Consider the following 17,145-nt stretch of genomic DNA (forward strand, 5'->3'; position numbering starts at 1 on the left):
CCCCCGCCTGGCGATCGGAAGACTTACGCCTTCTTGTTGATCAGTGCGTCGATCTCGCTGTCGGCCTTCTTGGTGGCGTCGGCGACGGACGTGCCCTTGAGGATCTTCAGGAGCATGTTCTCCAGAATCTCCTCCTTCTCGATGGAGGCCCAGCCCGGAGCGATCGGCGTGAACCAGGCGTCCGGCACCGCGTTGGCGATGGCGGCCGTCTCGGGCTTGGCCTTCAGCGGCTCAAGCTGCTTCTCGTTGTTCGGGAGGATGTTCTTCGACGCGAGGACGTCCATGGACTTCGCGTTGGTGAAGAGGGAGATCCACTCCTCGCCGAGGTCCTGGACCTTGGACTTGGAGATGGTGGCGAGGTCGGAGCCGCCGATGAAGGACGGGAGCGCCTTGCCGTTCGGGCCGGGCATACCGGCCGTGGCGATCTTGCCGTCGAGCTTCGGGTTGCCGTTCTCGCCCGTGGTGACGCTGCCGGCCTCCCAGGCCTGGCCATAGATGACCGCGGCCTTCTCGTTGGCCATGACGTTGGCGTGGTCCTGCTCGTCCTTCGTCTGGTCGGCCTTGTTGTACTTCTTGACCAGGTCGATGAAGTGCTGGATGCCCTTCTGCGCCTCGGGGGTGGAGAGGCTGGCCTTCCACTCCTTCGAGCCCTCGTCGTACTTGGCGATCTGGCCGCCCTCGGCTGCGACGTAGGACATCGCGGCGTACCAGTAACGGCCCGGGTAGTACAGGGACGAGGCGCGCTTGTCCTTCTTCGCGAGCTCGGCCTGGACCTTGTCCATCGCCTTGAGGAAGTCGTCCTCGTTCTGCGGGAGGACGTCGCTGCCGGTACCGGCCTTCAGCATGTCCTTGTTGTAGACCGCGAGGCGGGCGGAGGCGTAGTAAGGAACGCAGTAGATCTTGCCCTCGTAGGAGCAGGTGTCCTTGAGGCCCTTGATCCAGGTGTCCGAGTTCTCGTACTTCGAGGTGTCGATCTCGCCGAGCGCACCGTTGAGGATGTACTGCATGGTCTCGGTGTTGCCGAGTTCGACAACGTCCGGGAACTTGTCGCCACCGAGGGAGGTGTCGAGCTTCTTGACCTTGTCAGCCCAGCCCTGGTACTGGATCTTGACGTTGACGTTCGGGTACTTCTTCTTGAACTGGGCGTTGACGTCCTTGACCAGTTCGGGCCAGGTCGACTGGGCCTCGCCCATGAGCCAGACAGTCAGGTCTTCCTTGCGGTCCTTCGGGTCCTTCGAGGACGTCTTGTCGTCCGAACCACACGCCGCGATGGAAACCAACATGCCCGCGACGCCGATCGCCGCGATGAGCTTGCGCTTCACGCCACCCTCCTCAGGGATGCTGCAACCCCCCTCCCCACCGCGCGAAAACGTCGCCGAGTACTTCCGGGGCTGGGACCTGGTCTTTAATGGTTTAGACCAGTACCGGGAGCTTGGCCTAGACCTTTAGGGGTGTCAAGGGTGTATAAGAAGTGCACTCGCGTCCGTTATAGGACCGACACCTGAGGGAGGGCGACGAGCCGTGACCGGACCGTGCCACCATGTGAGCCGCGACAGACGGAGGAGCCGGTGACGGCAGCAACGCAGCAGTCGGGAAGGCGGGCCATGGGCGCCGACGGGGGCAGTTCGGAGAACGAGACGGGTGCGGGCGCCGGGACGCGCACCGCGCGCGTACCGAAGTACTACCGGCTGAAGCGACATCTCCTCGACATGACGGACACCATGCCGCCGGGCACCCCCGTCCCCCCGGAACGGACCCTGGCAGCCGAGTTCGACACCTCGCGCACCACCGTGCGCCAGGCGCTCCAGGAGCTGGTCGTCGAGGGCCGGCTGGAACGCATCCAGGGCAAGGGCACCTTCGTCGCCAAGCCGAAGGTCTCCCAGGCCCTGCAACTCACCTCGTACACCGAGGACATGCGCGCCCAGGGCCTCGAACCGACCTCGCAGCTCCTGGACATCGGCTACGTCACCGCCGACGACACCCTCGCCGGGCTGCTCGACATCAGCGCCGGCGGCCGGGTCCTGCGGATCGAGCGCCTGCGCCTGGCGAGCGGCGAACCGATGGCCATCGAGACCACGCACCTCTCGGCCAAGCGCTTTCCCGCGCTGCGCCGTTCACTGGTCAAGTACACCTCGCTCTACACCGCGCTCTCCGAGGTGTACGACGTCCGGCTGGCCGAGGCCGAGGAGACCATCGAGACCTCCCTCGCCACCCCGCGCGAGGCCGGGCTGCTCGGCACCGACGTGGGCCTGCCGATGCTGATGCTCTCCCGGCACTCGCTGGACGAGCAGGGCGAACCGGTCGAGTGGGTGCGCTCGGTCTACCGCGGCGACCGCTACAAGTTCGTGGCCCGCCTGAAGCGGCCGCTGGACTGACCCGTCGTACGCATGTGCTTCCGAACGGCCCCCGGACCCGCCCCCGGGGGCCGTTCGGCGTTCCCGTGGCCCGGCTTGGCCTGGACCAACCCCCGGACGTTTGCCGCCATTGGGGCCATCCGGCCGGTCCATGGCGACCGTTGCCGGACCGCAATGCGGACAGGGGGTGACGGTGGCCGGATCCCTCGCCTAGATTTCCTGCGCATTACAGGTGATCAGCGAGGGGACGGAGTCGCCGCCATGGCGGAAGAACCAGAAGGAAAGCCACCGACGGTCACGCCGTTGCGGGTGGTCATCGCCCTGTGTCTCATCGCGCCGTTCGTGGCGATGCTCTGGGTGAGTTCGTACGCGAAGATCGACCCGACCTTCATCGGCATCCCGTTCTTCTACTGGTACCAGATGCTCTGGGTGCTGATCTCCACCGCGCTCACCATGATCGCTTACAAGCTGTGGCAGCGTGACCAGCGCGCCCGCAAGGGGGGTGCGTCGGCATGAAGGACGGCGTGAACGGCGTCGCGCTCGGCGTCTTCATCTTCTTCTTCCTGGCCGTCACGGTCATGGGCTTCCTGGCCGCCCGCTGGCGCAGGGCCGAGAACGAGGCCACCCTCGACGAATGGGGCCTGGGCGGACGGTCGTTCGGCACCTGGGTCACCTGGTTCCTGCTCGGCGGCGACCTCTACACCGCGTACACCTTCGTCGCGGTGCCCGCGGCGATCTACGCGGCCGGCGCCTCCGGCTTCTTCGCGGTGCCGTACACCATCCTGGTCTACCCGCTGATCTTCACCTTCCTGCCGCGCCTGTGGTCGGTCTCGCACAAGCACGGGTACGTCACCACCTCGGACTTCGTCCGCGGCCGGTTCGGCTCGAAGGGTCTGTCGCTGGCCGTCGCGGTCACCGGCATCCTCGCCACCATGCCGTACATCGCGCTCCAGCTCGTCGGCATCCAGGCGGTGCTGGACGTGATGGGCGTCGGCGGCGGCGAGAACACCAACTGGTTCGTCAAGGACCTGCCGCTGCTGATCGCGTTCGCGGTGCTCGCCGCGTACACCTACTCCTCGGGGCTGCGGGCGCCCGCGCTGATCGCGTTCGTCAAGGACGGGCTGATCTACCTGGTCATCGCCGTCGCGATCATCTACATCCCGATCAAGCTCGGCGGCTTCGACGACATCTTCGCCTCCGCCCAGGACAAGTTCACCAAGGCGGGCGCGGGCGGCCTCGCACCGGCCGCGGCCGGCCAGTGGGGTTACGCGACCCTGGCGCTCGGGTCCGCGCTGGCGCTGTTCATGTACCCGCACTCGATCACGGCGACGCTCTCCAGCCGCAGCCGTGAGGTGATCCGCCGCAACACCACGATCCTGCCGCTCTACTCGCTGATGCTGGGCCTGCTCGCGCTGCTCGGCTTCATGGCGATCGCCGCCGGCGTCAAGGTGGACAACGGCCAGCTGGCCATCCCGCAGCTGTTCGAGAACATGTTCCCCGACTGGTTCGCGGGCGTGGCCTTCGCCGCGATCGGCATCGGCGCCCTGGTACCGGCCGCGATCATGTCCATCGCCGCGGCGAACCTGTTCACGCGCAACATCTACAAGGACTTCCTGAAGCCGGACGCGACGCCCGAGCAGGAGACCAAGGTCTCCAAGCTGGTGTCGCTGCTGGTCAAGGTCGGCGCCCTCGCCTTCGTCCTCACCATGGACAAGACCGTCGCGATCAACTTCCAGCTGCTCGGCGGGATCTGGATCCTCCAGACGATGCCGGCCCTGGTCGGCGGCCTGTTCACCCGGTGGTTCCACCGCTGGGCGCTACTCGCCGGCTGGGCGGTCGGCATGATCTACGGTACGGCTGCCGCGTACGGGGTCGCGAGCCCGACGCAGAAGCACTTCGGCGGGTCCTCCAAGGAGATCCCGGGCCTCGGTGAGATCGGCTACATCGGCCTCACCGCGTTCGTGCTGAACGTCGTGGTCGTCGTCGTCCTCACCTTCGTCCTGAACGCCGTGAAGGCGCCTGCCGGGATCGACGAGACCTCCCCGGGCGACTACACCGCGGACGCGGGCGACCCGGGCGTCCAGGAGAAGCTGCCGCCGGCCACGGCGGGAGCGCCGGGCGGTCACTGACCGCACACCTTTACGCCACGCGACACAAGATGTGGGGGCTGCCCGACAGGGCGGCCCCCACATGTATGCTCGTGCTCGCTGTCGCCGCAGGGGAATCCGGTGTGAATCCGGAACTGTCCCGCAACGGTGTATTCGGTGCGCTTTCGCGCACCCGTGGAGTCCGAGGACCTGCCGACAGCGCATCCGGCTCGACCGAACCGGATGCCCAGACGTCCGGGCCTCGTGGATGGGCCGGTGGACGCCGCACGGAGTGCCGCCCCGCCCGGGCCCGCTCCTGCCCGGCTGCCCCCGCTCTCCGCCGGCCCAGAGCCGAGCGAGGGAGAGCACCACGTGACCATCGCGCCAGCCGATCCGGTTTCAGCGGCCGAAGCAACGGGGACCGCGAGCGACGGACCGGGTACCGCACTGCTGCGGACCCTGACCGACCTCACCGCCGACCTGCCCGACACCGACCCCGGTCGCGTCGCCGCCGCCGCCCTGCGCGGCCGCAACGCCCGGTCGGACGAGGCGGAGCTGCGCTCGCTGGCCACCGAGGCCGCGGCGGGCCTCATCTCCGAGGACCCCGCCTACTCCCGGCTCGCCGCCCGGCTGCTCACCCGCACCATCGCGGACGAGGCCGCCGGGCAGGGCGCCACCTCGTTCTCCGCCTCGGTCGCCGTGGGCCACCGCGAGGGCCTGATCGCGGACCGCACCGCCGCGTTCGTCACGCTGCACGCGGCCGCCCTGGACGCCCTGGTCGAACGGTCCCTCGCGGACGGGGCCGACGACCGCTTCGGGTACTTCGGGCTGCGCACCCTGCACAGCCGCTACCTGCTGCGCCACCCGCTCACCCGCCAGGTCATCGAGACCCCCCAGCACTTCATGCTCCGGGTCGCCGCCGGGCTCGCCGAGGACGACTCCGTGCGGGCGCTGGACGAGGTCGCGGCGCTGTACGGGCTGATGAGCCGGCTGGACTACCTGCCCTCCTCGCCGACGCTCTTCAACTCCGGCACCCGCCACCCGCAGATGTCCTCCTGCTACCTGCTGGACTCGCCGCTGGACGAGCTGGACTCGATCTACGACCGCTACCACCAGGTGGCCCGGCTGTCGAAGCACGCGGGCGGCATCGGCCTCTCGTACTCCCGCATCCGCGCCCGCGGTTCGCTGATCCGGGGCACCAACGGCCACTCCAACGGCATCGTGCCGTTCCTCAAGACGCTGGACGCCTCCGTCGCCGCCGTGAACCAGGGCGGCCGCCGCAAGGGCGCCGCCGCGGTCTACCTGGAGACCTGGCACGCGGACATCGAGGAGTTCCTGGAGCTCCGCGACAACACGGGCGAGGACCAGCGGCGCACGCACAACCTGAACCTGGCGCACTGGATCCCGGACGAGTTCATGCGCCGCGTCGACGCGGACGGAGCCTGGTCGCTGTTCTCCCCGGCGGACGTGCCCGAGCTGACCGACCTGTGGGGCGACGACTTCGACGCCGCGTACCGGGCGGCCGAGGCGAAGGGCCTGGCCCGCAAGACCATGCCGGCCCGCGAGCTGTACGGCCGGATGATGCGGACCCTGGCGCAGACCGGGCAGGGCTGGATGACGTTCAAGGACGCCTCCAACCGCACCGCGAACCAGACCGCCGAGCCGGGCAGGGTCGTGCACTCGTCGAACCTGTGCACCGAGATCCTGGAGGTCACCGACGACGGCGAGACGGCCGTCTGCAACCTCGGCTCGGTCAACCTCGGCGCGTTCGTGGACGGCGGCTCGATCGACTGGGAGCGTCTTGACGCCACCGTGCGGACGGCGGTGACCTTCCTCGACCGGGTCGTGGACATCAACTTCTACCCGACCGAGCAGGCCGGCCGGTCCAACGCCCGCTGGCGGCCGGTGGGCCTGGGCGCGATGGGGCTCCAGGACGTCTTCTTCCAGCTGCGGCTGCCCTTCGACTCCCCCGAGGCCCGGGCGCTCTCCACGAAGATCGCCGAGCGCATCATGCTCGCCGCGTACGAGGCGTCCTGCGACCTCGCGGAGCGGTCCGGTCCGCTGCCCGCCTGGTCCGAGACCCGGGCCGCGCGCGGGGTGCTGCACCCCGACCACTACGACACCGAGGTGAACTGGCCGGAGCGCTGGGACGCCCTGCGGGCCCGGATCGCGAAGACCGGGATGCGCAACTCGCTGCTCCTGGCCATCGCCCCGACCGCGACGATCGCCTCGATCGCGGGTGTCTACGAGTGCATCGAGCCCCAGGTCTCGAACCTCTTCAAGCGGGAGACCCTGAGCGGCGAGTTCCTCCAGGTCAACGGCTATCTGGTGGACGAGCTGAAGCGGCTCGGCGTGTGGGACGCGCGGACGCGTGAGGCGCTGCGCGAGGCGAACGGCTCGGTGCAGGGCTTCGCCTGGATTCCGGCGGACGTGCGGGCGCTGTACCGCACCGCGTGGGAGATCCCGCAGCGCGGCCTGATCGACATGGCGGCGGCCCGTACCCCGTTCCTCGACCAGAGCCAGTCGCTCAACCTGTTCCTGGAGACGCCGACGATCGGCAAGCTCTCCTCGATGTACGCGTACGCCTGGAAGCAGGGCCTGAAGACGACGTACTACCTGCGGTCGCGTCCGGCGACCCGGATCGCCCGTGCCGCGTCCGGGGCCGCGTCGGCCGCCGCCCCCATCCCCGTACAGCAGGCGCAGGCTCCCGACGCGGACGCCATCGCCTGCTCCCTGGAAAACCCCGAGTCCTGCGAGGCCTGCCAGTAATGACCGCTGTCAACCACGAGAAGAACCTGCTCGACCCGGGCTTCGAACTGACCCTGCGCCCCATGCGCTACCCGGACTTCTACGAGCGCTACCGGGACGCGATCAAGAACACCTGGCACGTGGAGGAGGTCGACCTCCACTCGGACGTGGCGGACCTCGCCAAGATGACGCCCGCCGAGCAGCACCTGATCGGGCGGCTCGTGGCGTTCTTCGCGACGGGTGACTCGATCGTCGCGAACAACCTGGTGCTGACGCTGTACAAGCACATCAACTCCCCCGAGGCGCGGCTGTATCTGTCGCGGCAGCTGTTCGAGGAGGCCGTGCACGTCCAGTTCTATCTGACGCTGCTCGACACCTACCTGCCCGACCCGGACGACCGCGCGGCGGCGTTCGCGGCGGTGGAGAACATCCCCTCGATCCGCGAGAAGGCGCAGTTCTGCTTCCGCTGGATGGACTCGGTGGAGAAGATCGACCGGCTGGAATCGAAGTCCGACCGCCGTCGCTTCCTGCTGAACCTGATCTGCTTCGCGGCGTGCATCGAGGGACTGTTCTTCTACGGCGCCTTCGCGTACGTGTACTGGTTCCGCTCGCGCGGGCTGCTGCACGGCCTCGCCACGGGCACCAACTGGGTCTTCCGCGACGAGACCATGCACATGAACTTCGCGTTCGAGGTCGTGGACACGGTCCGCAAGGAGGAGCCGGAGCTCTTCGACGACGCCCTGGAGCAGCAGGTCACCGACATGCTGAAGGAGGCCGTCGAGGCGGAGCTGCAGTTCGGCCGCGACCTGTGCGGCGACGGGCTGCCCGGCATGAACACCGAGTCGATGCGCGAGTACCTGGAGTGCGTCGCCGACCAGCGGCTCACCCGGCTGGGCTTCCCTGCGGTGTACGGATCGCAGAACCCGTTCTCGTTCATGGAGCTCCAGGGGGTCCAGGAGCTCACGAACTTCTTCGAGCGGCGCCCGTCGGCGTACCAGGTGGCCGTCGAGGGCACGGTCGGCTTCGACGACGACTTCTAGGCGGAAGGGCTAGATTCTGGCCCAGCTCCTGACGTACGGACGCCGTGCGGCCCCCACCGGCCGCGCGGCGTCCGCCGTTTGCGGTGGGCGGGTGCTCCGGTCCTGTTCCGCTGCGCGCAGCTCGCGGTCGATGCGGCGCTCGCGGGCCATGCCGACCAGGGCGGGCAGCAGGACGAGGGCGAAAAGTGCGGAAATGCCGAGGAAGTTCTGGAATGTGTTCATGCCTCTACTGTCCTCGCTCCGGCGAAGAAGCGGCAGTGGCAGGACTGTCATAGGGCATCGAATTACTGCCACACTGGGTCCATGCTGAACAATGTCGCCGCCCTGATGCTCGATGACGTCAACCCTTTCGAACTCGGCGTGGTCTGCGAGGTGTTCGGCCTCGACCGCAGCGACGAGGGCCTGCCGGTGCACGATTTCGCGGTGGTCTCCGGCGAGGGGCCCCAGCTGCGGACCCACGCCGGCTTCACGATCAACACCCCTTACGGCCTGGACCGGCTGGAGGAGGCCGACCTCGTCGCCGTACCGGCCGGCAGCCGCTTCGGGGAGCGCGAGTTCCCCGAGGAGGTGCTGGCCGCCCTGCGCCGGGCCGTGGAGCGGGGCGCCCGGGTACTCAGCGTCTGCTCGGGGGCCTACCTCCTGGGCGCGGCCGGGCTGCTGGACGGCCGCCGCTGCACCACGCACTGGCGGCACGCCGACGACCTGGCCCGCCGCTTCCCCGAGGCCGCCGTCGAGCCGGACGTGCTGTACGTGGAGGACGGGCCGGTCACCACGTCGGCGGGGACGGCGGCGGGGATCGACGCCTGCCTGCACCTGGTCCGCCAGGCGTACGGGCCGGCCACCGCCAACACCATCGCCCGGCGGATGGTGGTGCCGCCGCACCGGGACGGCGGGCAGGCGCAGTACATCCAGCGGCCGCTGCCGCGCACCCGGTGCGACACCGTGGGAGACACGCTGGCCTGGATGGAGCGCCACCTCGACCGCGAGATGACCGTCGAACAGCTCGCGGACCGGGCCCACATGTCGCCGCGCACCTTCGCCCGCCGCTTCCAGCAGGAGACCGGGACCACTCCGTACCGCTGGCTGCTGCGCCAGCGCGTCCTGCTCGCCCAGCATCTCCTGGAGACATCCGACGAAACCGTCGACACCATTGCCGACCGGACCGGCTTCGGGACGGCGGCGGCGCTGCGCCACCAGTTCGTACGGGCGCTGGACACCACGCCACAGGCGTACCGGCGCACCTTCCGGGGGCCGTCCGCCATTACCGAGGCGGCCTGAGGCGAGCGAGGTACATCCGATCATTCGTCCAACCGATCGCGCGACCTGTCCATGGACCGGGCCTTCTCGCGCGCGTCAGGGTCGGTGCCATGGACATGCTGAAGGCAAGACGAAGGACCATCGGAGCCGTGGTGGCCGCGCTCGCCGCCGCCCTGCTCCCCTGGCAGACCGCCTCGGCCCAGGAGGCGCAGGAGGCCCGGGAGGCCCAGGCTGCGGCTCCCCCGCCGGAGGTGCTGCCCACGCTGCGCCAATGGCGGCCGGGCAACGGCGAGTTCGTCCTCACCGACCGGGCCAGGATCGTGCTGGACGGGGTCCGCGAGCGGCGTACGGCACAGGACGCGGCCCGGTTCGCCGGTGAGCTGGAGGGCAGGCAGCAGGTGTCCCGGGGCCGGGCGCGCGCCGGTGACGTCGTGCTGCGCCAGGACGCCTCGCTGAAGGGCTCGCTCGGGGCGGAGGGCTACCGGCTGGAGGTCGGCGACCGGGTCACGGTGACGGCGGCCACCTCGGCGGGCGTGTTCTACGGCTCGCGCACGGTGCTCCAGCTGCTGAACGACGACGGGCGGGCCGCGCGCGGCTCGGCGACCGACGTGCCCGCGTACCGGGAGCGCGGGGTCGGGGTCTGCGCGTGCTACATCAACGTGTCGCTGCCCTGGTTCGAGCGGCTGATGAAGGACATGGCGTCCCAGAAGCTCAACCAGCTCTGGATCGAGGCGAAGGTCCGCAGCGACACCGACCCGGAGTCGGCGTTCTGGGGGTACTACACCAAGCCGCAGATCCGCTCGCTGGCCGTGATGGCGAAGAAGTACCACATCGATCTGGTGCCGGAGATCAACTCCCCCGGCCATATGGACCCCTACCTGGAGAACCACCCCGAGCTCCAGCTCAAGGACAAGGCCGGCACGGCCTCCGCGCCCCGGCTGGACATCTCGCGGCCCGAGGCGCTGACGTACTACACCTCACTGGTCGACGAGGCCCTGGACGCCTGGGGCACCGACACCTGGCACATGGGCGCCGACGAGTACATGCTCGGCTCCTCCTACCCGGACTATCCGCAGCTCCAGGCGGCGGCCGTCGCGAAGTTCGGCGCGTCGGCCACCCCGGACGACCTGTTCGTGGACTTCATCAACCAGGTGAACGCCCATGTGAAGAAGCAGGGGCGCTCGCTGCGCATCTGGAACGACGGGCTGCTGGGCCGCAACACGCTCGTCCCGCTGGACCGTGACATCACCGTCGAGCACTGGCTCGGCGGCGGCGCCATCCAGCAGCCGTCCGCCCTGCTCGCCGAGGGCCGCCCCGTGATGAACTCCGCCTACGCGCTGTACCTGGTGCGCGGCGGCTACACCACCAAGACGAAGGAGCTGTACGAGAGCGACTGGACGCCCCTGCGCTTCGAGGGCGAGACGCTGCCCGCCACGGCGGCGAACCTGACCGGCGCGAAGATCAGCCTGTGGCCGGACAGCGCGGCGGCCGAGACCGAGAACGAGGTCGAGGCGAAGGTCTTCATGCCGCTGCGCTTCCTCGCCCAGGCCACCTGGGGCGGGCCCAAGCCCAGTGCGACGTACGCCGGTTTCGAGGCCATGGCCCGCCGCATCGGGCACGCCCCCGGCTGGGCGGACACCGACCGCGCCCCGCTGCCCGACGGCACCTACCGGCTGACGTCCGGCGCGAAGGCGCTGGCCCCGGCAGCGGACTCGGGGGTCGCCCTGGTCAAGGGCGCGAAGGCTGCCTGGACGCTCACCGCGACCGCCGACGGCTACTACACGGTCCGCTCGGCGGACGGGCTGTGCCTGGACGAGGTACGCGGCAAGAAGTACCTGGGCGCACCGCTGGAGGTGGGCGCCGAACTCTCGCTCGGGGCCTGCTCGGCGGACGCGCGCACCCAGCGCTGGCAGCTGGACGCGGGCCACGGGGCGTTCGTCCTGCGCAACGCGATCTCGCAGCTGCGGCTGACCGAGCGCCGGGCGGACGGCGCGGCGGTGCAGACGACCGGCGGCACACCGCTGCGGGCCGGGGCGTAAGCACGCGGATGGGGCCCGCCGGTGACCGGCAGGCCCCATCGCACGTTTCAGATACCGCAGTTGGGCGCGGACCAGTAGTGGCTGGGGCCCTGGTTCACGTGGACGTGGTCGTTGTGGTCCGGGTAGCCCGGGCCGAGGATGCCGTTGAACCCGTGGTTGCGGGCCTCCTTGGCGAGGGTGCAGAACGCGATCCCGCCCAGGTCGGCCGCGTCACCGTACAGATGGCGGCTGTTCGAGGCGCCGCCCACGGCACTGTTGCAGGACGTCGAGCGGAATGCGCTGTTGATGGTGATGGGCCGGTCGCCGAGCGCGTGGCGCAGCGCCTCCAGCTTCCACATGGTGCTCAACGCGTTGGCCTTCGCCGTGGCCGCCGAGACCGCGCCGCCCGACCAGGTGCTGTTGCAGCGGTTCATCTCGGCGTACGTGAAGTGCGCCGGGGTGCAGTCGTTGTCCTGGAGGGCGTAGAGCTTGGCCTGCGTGGCGGGGCCCGCGACACCGTCGGCGGCCAGCCCGTACGCGGCCTGGAAGCGCTTGACGGCGGCGGTGGTGGCGGGGCCGTACGAGCCGTCGACGGCCAGGACCGAGTTGTAGCCGGGGTAACCGGCGACCCGGATCTGGAGCTGCTTCACGTCGTTGCCGGTGGCGCCGGACTGCAGGGTGCGGGTCCAGGTGTAGCAGCCGTCGGCGTGCGCGGTGCCGGCGGTGACCACGGCACCGCCCAGCGCAAAGGCCATGGTCATGACAAGGCTGAGCAGGAGTCGTGCGGAACGTCTGATCACGGGGGCTCCCTACCACTGTCGAAGATGTGGTGCACGAGCCTGGCGGATGAGAGGGAGCCCGTCAACTACGCGTGTAGAAACGGGGGTTGACGGAGAAACGAACGCGGCGCGGGACGGGCCCGCGCCGCGTTCGCCGCACGGGCTCAGTCGTTCGGGACGACCTCGTAGCGCGGGGTGTTCTCCGCCATCTGCCGCAGCGCGTCCTTGCGCTCGCGCTTGGAGAGCCGGTCGATGTACAGGTAGCCGTACAGGTGGTCCGTCTCGTGCTGGAGGCAGCGCGCGAAGTAGCCCGTGCCGCGCACCCGCACCGGGTTGCCCTTCGCGTCCTGGCCGCGCACCACCGCGTAGTCCGGGCGGGCCAGCTTGGCGTACGCGGTCGGCACGGAGAGGCAGCCCTCCCCGGAGTCGTCCAGGACGCGCGCCTCGGGCGGCAGCTCCTCCAGGACCGGGTTGCAGATCGCGCCGACGTGCCGCACGCCCTCGTCGTCGGGGCAGTCGTAGACGAAGACCTTGAGGTCGACGCCGATCTGGTTGGCGGCCAGGCCGACGCCCTCCGCCGTCCGCTGGCTCGCGAACATGTCGTCGATCAGCGCGGCGAGCTCGTCGCCGAACTCCGTGACGTCCTTGCACTCCTTGTGCAGGACCGGGTTGCCCACGACCGTGATCGGACGGGAGGTACCGCGCTCGCGGTGTGCCGTCTCGCGCGCCTCACAGTCCTCGGTGTCGATGAGGAAGCCCTCCTCGTCGACGCTGACCTGCTCGTCCGTCTCCTGCTGCGCCATGTCCGCCGTACGCCTTCCTCAAAACCCGAATCGATAGGCGTACAGCCTAGGCCCTGTCGTCACATTCCCGTCGTCCGCCCGGAGGGCGGGCCGGGCGGCGCCAGGTGCGTGCTCTCGGCGTGCCGGCCCCAGACCCCTGTACTGGATGTACTGGGGTCTGGGGCCGGTGCGGCGAGAGTGCGTGCATGGCGTCGCCCGGCAGACGGGAATGTGACGACAGGGCCTACGGGCAGCGCTCAGCAGACTTCTTCGAGATCGCGCCACTCGCGGCTGTCCGGGCTGTCCGCCACCCAGCCGTCCAGCAGTCCGCGCACCAGTCCGGCCGGGGCCGCCAGGCCGCACTCACGCTCCGGCACCCACAGCTCACCGGCCGTGCGGTGGCCCAGCGGGCCCGGGTGGCCCGGTTCGCTGTGGTCGTGCGGGTCCAGGTGCTCGCCGTCGCCCTCGTCGCTCTCCATCCGGCTCTCCGAACAGGAACGGCACAGCAGCCGCACCGACGAGGACCAGTCCTCGGCGGCGAAGCCCGCGTCCGAGGCCAGCTGCTCCAGCGCGTCCCGGTCCGCCTCCGTGGCCGCTTCGAGCAGCACCACCCAGGTCGGCACGGGCGACGGGGCCCACAGCTCGATCTCGTCGAACACCGGATAGGACGGGCCCGCCGCGGTGATCCGCTCACCGTTCGGCACCCCGTCGTGCAGCACGACCTCGCCCCAGCGCCGCCCGGACGACGGCAGCGGGATCGACAGCACCTCGATGCGGGCCGGGTCGAGCCGCCGGCCCCACACGACCTCGGCCTCGCCCTCCGGCGACAGCCGTACCGCCGCGCTGCCCAGCTCCATGCCGACCGGCTCGCTGCCCGCGGCCGGGGTCTGCTGCCCGCCACCGGGGACCTTCAGCCCGTACGCCTGCCAGGCGCGGCGCGCCAGCGGCCAGTCCTGGAGGGCGGTCGCGGCGATGCCCACGTTCCACCAGTCCGGCGCTCCGGACTCCTTGTCGAGCAGGGCGACGGCCCGCAGCCCGGCGGCCCTCGCCTGCTCCCAGTCGTGCCGGAACTTGTGCAGCAGCGCCAGGTTGAACCACGACTCGGAGAGCCAGGGCTCCAGGTCCGCCGCGCGTGTCAGCAGCGCCCCCGCGTCCTCGTACCGGCCGTCGCCGATCAGCGTGAACGCGCGGTCCGTGGCCTGCCGCCAAGAGGCGGACGGCCGATGCCGTACCTTCCCGAAGATCCTCACGATTCCCGCCTGTCCCGACTGGACACCCTCGTTCTACCGCTCTCTTCGCATCCAACCATGCCGGGCCGGAGGCCCGCTCATTACCCATCGGTTACCCGGGCGGGACGGGGGTCAGACCGCCCCGGGCCAGAACCCGGGCCAGCGACTCCACCACCTGCGGCTGGTAGTCGTGCCCGGTGCCGAGCCTGAGCTGTTCCAGCGCACCCAGTGGCCCCGAGAGGCTTTCCCCGCTGAGGTCGTCGTATGCGTTCACCGCCCGGACGATCCTGGCGGACAGCGGCTGCTCGCGGTAGGGGTCGGCCTGCCGCTCCACCACGACGGCGACCTTCGCGTCCACCCCGGTCTGCCGGACCACCGCACCCCCGAGCAGCGCGATCCGGCGCTGCTCGGCGACCGGCAGCAGGGCCGTCGCCCCGTCCTGCACCGGGTCGACCAGCGAGAGCTGGCCGATGTCGTGCATCAGCGCCGCGTATTCCAGGACGGTGAGATCCGGCCCGGTCAGGCCCATCTCGCGCCCGACGGCGGTGCACAGCTCGGCGACCCGGCGGGCGTGGCCGTGCGGGGTGTAGCCGGCGATCTCGGTGGACCGGGCGAGCGAGGCGATGGTCTGCCGGTACGTGGTGCGCACGGCGGCGAACCTGCGGTACGAGAGCTGGGTGAGCAGCAGCGGTACGCAGAGCACGGGCAGCGCCCACAGCCCGGCGGCGGCCACCCCGAGCGCCATGACCGCGCCGGTCGCGCAGACGGCCGAGCCGATACCGGTGAGCGCCCGCAGCTCGTCGCGGAGCAGCGGCCCGTACGGGGCGGGGACGGCCCGGGAGCCGCGCGGCAGGGTGCGGGCGCGCAGCAGGAGCGCGGCGAGGACGGCGTCGCAGAGGGCGGTCAGGCCGAGCAGCAGGAGCAGGAAGGCCGCGTAGTACGGACCGTCGCCGAACCACGTCTCGCTGAGGCCCGCGTTGTACAGCGGCTGGAAGCAGACCGCCGCGAAGGTCACGGTGAGCAGCCGCCGGGCCACCTGGTCGGCGCCCGGCCCGTCGCCCCGCGCCAGCTGCGGCACCGAGGCGACGAGCTGGGCGGCGGCGAGGACCGCGACGACCTGGAGGACCCCGTGGCTGGTGGGCTGCCCGCCGCTGCGCCCGAGCAGGGCGTACGCGAGGGCCCCGGCGGCCCCGAGGGGCGCGGGCTCCCGCTCCCCGGGCAGGGCGCCCCAGCGGGCCAGCTCCCCGATGGTGATGAGGGCGCCGAAGACGAGGGCGTGCCCCGGATCGTGGACGCCGCGCCACAGCGTGTGACCGAGCCCGGCGGCGGCGAGGACGAGGGCGGCGCCGCGCACGCCGAGGGTGACGGGGCCCGGGGTCACCGGGGGCCCTCCGTGCCGCTTTCGGGCGGTGAGGGGGTGAGCGGTGCCTTGACGGCCGCGGCGCCCTGGCCGTCCCGGGCGCCGTCCGCCTCGCGCGGGGGCGGCAGCTGCGCGTCGTCCGCCGTGACGGCCCCGAACCAGCCGTAACGCTCCAGGCCGCGCGCCAGGGCCCGCACCATCTGGGGGTCGAACTGCGTGCCCGCGCACCGCTTCAGCTCCTCCACGGCGACCGGGACCGGCCGGCCCCGCCGGTAGGAGCGGGTCGAGGTCATGGCGTCGAAGGCGTCGGCGACGGCGACGATGCGGGCGCATTCGGGGATGCCCCGGCCGGAGAGCCCGTACGGATAACCGCTGCCGTCGAGGCGTTCGTGGTGGTGCAGGATCGCGGCCCTGGCCTCGCCGAGGAAGCCGATGCCCCGGACGATCTCGTGCCCGTACTCCGGGTGCAGCTCGATGACGCGCCGCTCCTCAGGGGTGAGCGGGCCGTCCTTGCGCAGGACGCGGGTGGGGACGCCCAGCTTGCCGACGTCGTGGAGGATGCCGGCGAACCGGAGGACCTCGACGCGTTCCCGGTCGAGGCCCAGTTCATGCGCGATGAGGACGGAGGCGCGGCCGACGCGTTCGCTGTGGCCCCGGGTGTAGGTGTCCTTGATGTCGACGGCCTGGACGAGCGCCCTGATGGTGGCCCGGTGGGCGGCGTGCTCGCGGTGGTACTGGGCGTAGACCCAGCAGGAGATGTACATGGGCAGCAGTACGAAGAGCGCGGCGAGCGGCCCGTACGGGCTGTTCCAGAGGACAGCCATCAGCAGCCCGGCGAGGCCGTGCACCAGGTGGGGGGCGAGCGAGCGCGGCAGGAGTCCGCGCCAGGCCCGGCGGACCGGCAGCTGTTCCGCGACGAGCAGGATCGAGCCGTCGAGGGCGGCGAGCACGGCGCTGAAGGCGAGGGCCGCCGCGCAGACGGGGAGCAGCGCGTAGGGCAGGTCGGGCGGGCTGCCGAGCGCGGCGGGCCCGCCGAGCAGCGCGTGGACGCGGGCGGCCGCCCAGACGGCGACGGCCAGCTCGGCGGCGCGCCAGATCCGGCGGGCGGCGACGGGGGGTTTGCCGGCCCGGCCCGCGAGGGAGCCGGGGACGGCGACGAGGGCCGCCGCCGGGGGCGGGAGCAGGAAGGCGGCGGCGAGCAGTAAGGGGAAGAAGGAGCCCGCGCCCACGGCGCCGACCGGGAAGGGGCGGCGGCCGAGGAGTTCGCAGGCGAGGTAGAGGCCGGCGAGCAGGGCGAGGGTGGTCCACGGGGTGCCGGGGCGCAGGGCGGGCCCGGCACACAGGGCCGCGCCGAGGGCGACGGCGCCGATATGGGCCCGCGCCGCCCCGCGTGTGGCTCTCACCCTCGCTCGCCCCCCAGCTCCGCTCGTGAAGGGGCCACGCTAACGAGCGGGGCGATCCGGGCGGGTGCCGTTGGGGGCGATTAGCACG

Annotated in this window: 14 protein-coding genes and 1 riboswitch; of the genes, 7 read left to right on the forward strand and 7 right to left on the reverse strand. The window is 70.9% G+C overall.

Features of this window, described 5'->3' with window-relative positions; translation table 11 throughout:
- Positions 1-23: 23 nt before the first annotated feature.
- Positions 24-1,322 (reverse strand): extracellular solute-binding protein, encoded by a 1,299-nt coding sequence (locus ACIQZN_RS25510; protein ID WP_403998211.1) that lies wholly within the window; start codon positions 1,320-1,322, stop codon positions 24-26.
- Between the two features lie 282 nt (positions 1,323-1,604).
- On the opposite strand from ACIQZN_RS25510, the gene ACIQZN_RS25515 reads away from it, so the two are divergent.
- From ACIQZN_RS25515 to ACIQZN_RS25535, 5 genes are all read left to right on the forward strand, one after another.
- Positions 1,605-2,375 carry a GntR family transcriptional regulator gene (locus tag ACIQZN_RS25515; RefSeq protein WP_018105573.1) on the forward strand — a complete coding sequence of 257 codons (771 nt, stop codon included), beginning with the start codon at positions 1,605-1,607 and terminating at the stop codon, positions 2,373-2,375.
- Positions 2,376-2,615: 240 nt separating this feature from the next.
- Positions 2,616-2,870, forward strand: a complete 255-nt coding sequence (locus tag ACIQZN_RS25520; RefSeq protein ID WP_403998214.1) for a DUF3311 domain-containing protein — start codon at positions 2,616-2,618, stop codon at positions 2,868-2,870.
- On the forward strand, positions 2,867-4,483 hold the full coding sequence (gene mctP, locus ACIQZN_RS25525) for a monocarboxylate uptake permease MctP (protein WP_403998217.1): 1,617 nt from the start codon (positions 2,867-2,869) through the stop codon (positions 4,481-4,483). Before ACIQZN_RS25520 ends, mctP begins: the two co-directional genes overlap by 4 nt.
- A gap of 52 nt (positions 4,484-4,535) precedes the next feature.
- A riboswitch (cobalamin riboswitch) is annotated at positions 4,536-4,674 on the forward strand.
- Positions 4,675-4,813: 139 nt separating this feature from the next.
- Positions 4,814-7,210, forward strand: a complete 2,397-nt coding sequence (locus ACIQZN_RS25530; protein ID WP_403998220.1) for a ribonucleoside-diphosphate reductase subunit alpha — start codon at positions 4,814-4,816, stop codon at positions 7,208-7,210.
- The gene (locus ACIQZN_RS25535; protein WP_403998223.1) at positions 7,210-8,229 is read left to right on the forward strand and encodes a ribonucleotide-diphosphate reductase subunit beta; all 1,020 of its coding nucleotides are present in this window, start codon (positions 7,210-7,212) and stop codon (positions 8,227-8,229) included. Before ACIQZN_RS25530 ends, ACIQZN_RS25535 begins: the two co-directional genes overlap by 1 nt.
- Before the next feature lie 9 nt (positions 8,230-8,238).
- Here ACIQZN_RS25535 and ACIQZN_RS25540 read toward each other — a convergent pair whose 3' ends face one another.
- The gene (locus ACIQZN_RS25540; RefSeq protein ID WP_403998226.1) at positions 8,239-8,451 is read right to left on the reverse strand and encodes a hypothetical protein; all 213 of its coding nucleotides are present in this window, start codon (positions 8,449-8,451) and stop codon (positions 8,239-8,241) included.
- An 81-nt stretch (positions 8,452-8,532) separates the two neighbouring features.
- On the opposite strand from ACIQZN_RS25540, the gene ACIQZN_RS25545 reads away from it, so the two are divergent.
- Positions 8,533-9,507, forward strand: coding sequence for a GlxA family transcriptional regulator (locus ACIQZN_RS25545; RefSeq protein WP_403998229.1), 975 nt, complete (start codon positions 8,533-8,535; stop codon positions 9,505-9,507).
- Positions 9,508-9,596: 89 nt separating this feature from the next.
- Entirely contained in the window at positions 9,597-11,525 is a 1,929-nt protein-coding gene (locus tag ACIQZN_RS25550) for a family 20 glycosylhydrolase (protein ID WP_403998232.1), read from the forward strand.
- 47 nt (positions 11,526-11,572) lie between these two features.
- Here ACIQZN_RS25550 and ACIQZN_RS25555 read toward each other — a convergent pair whose 3' ends face one another.
- The 5 genes from ACIQZN_RS25555 to ACIQZN_RS25575 all read right to left on the reverse strand — a co-directional run bounded on the left by ACIQZN_RS25555 (position 11,573) and on the right by ACIQZN_RS25575 (position 17,057).
- On the reverse strand, positions 11,573-12,304 hold the full coding sequence (locus tag ACIQZN_RS25555; protein ID WP_403998235.1) for a D-Ala-D-Ala carboxypeptidase family metallohydrolase: 732 nt from the start codon (positions 12,302-12,304) through the stop codon (positions 11,573-11,575).
- A 143-nt stretch (positions 12,305-12,447) separates the two neighbouring features.
- A complete protein-coding gene (gene def / locus ACIQZN_RS25560; protein WP_073964049.1) occupies positions 12,448-13,086 on the reverse strand; it encodes a peptide deformylase in 639 nt (212 codons plus the stop codon).
- A 236-nt stretch (positions 13,087-13,322) separates the two neighbouring features.
- Entirely contained in the window at positions 13,323-14,315 is a 993-nt protein-coding gene (locus ACIQZN_RS25565) for a hypothetical protein (RefSeq protein ID WP_018549909.1), read from the reverse strand.
- A gap of 91 nt (positions 14,316-14,406) precedes the next feature.
- The gene (locus ACIQZN_RS25570; RefSeq protein WP_403998239.1) at positions 14,407-15,675 is read right to left on the reverse strand and encodes an HD-GYP domain-containing protein; all 1,269 of its coding nucleotides are present in this window, start codon (positions 15,673-15,675) and stop codon (positions 14,407-14,409) included.
- Positions 15,672-17,057, reverse strand: coding sequence for an HD-GYP domain-containing protein (locus ACIQZN_RS25575; RefSeq protein WP_403998242.1), 1,386 nt, complete (start codon positions 17,055-17,057; stop codon positions 15,672-15,674). Before ACIQZN_RS25575 ends, ACIQZN_RS25570 begins: the two co-directional genes overlap by 4 nt.
- Positions 17,058-17,145 lie beyond the last annotated feature (88 nt).

It is taken from the genome of Streptomyces sp. NPDC097595 (assembly GCF_044761525.1).
In the GTDB taxonomy this organism is placed as follows: Bacteria; Actinomycetota; Actinomycetes; order Streptomycetales; family Streptomycetaceae; genus Streptomyces; species Streptomyces drozdowiczii_A.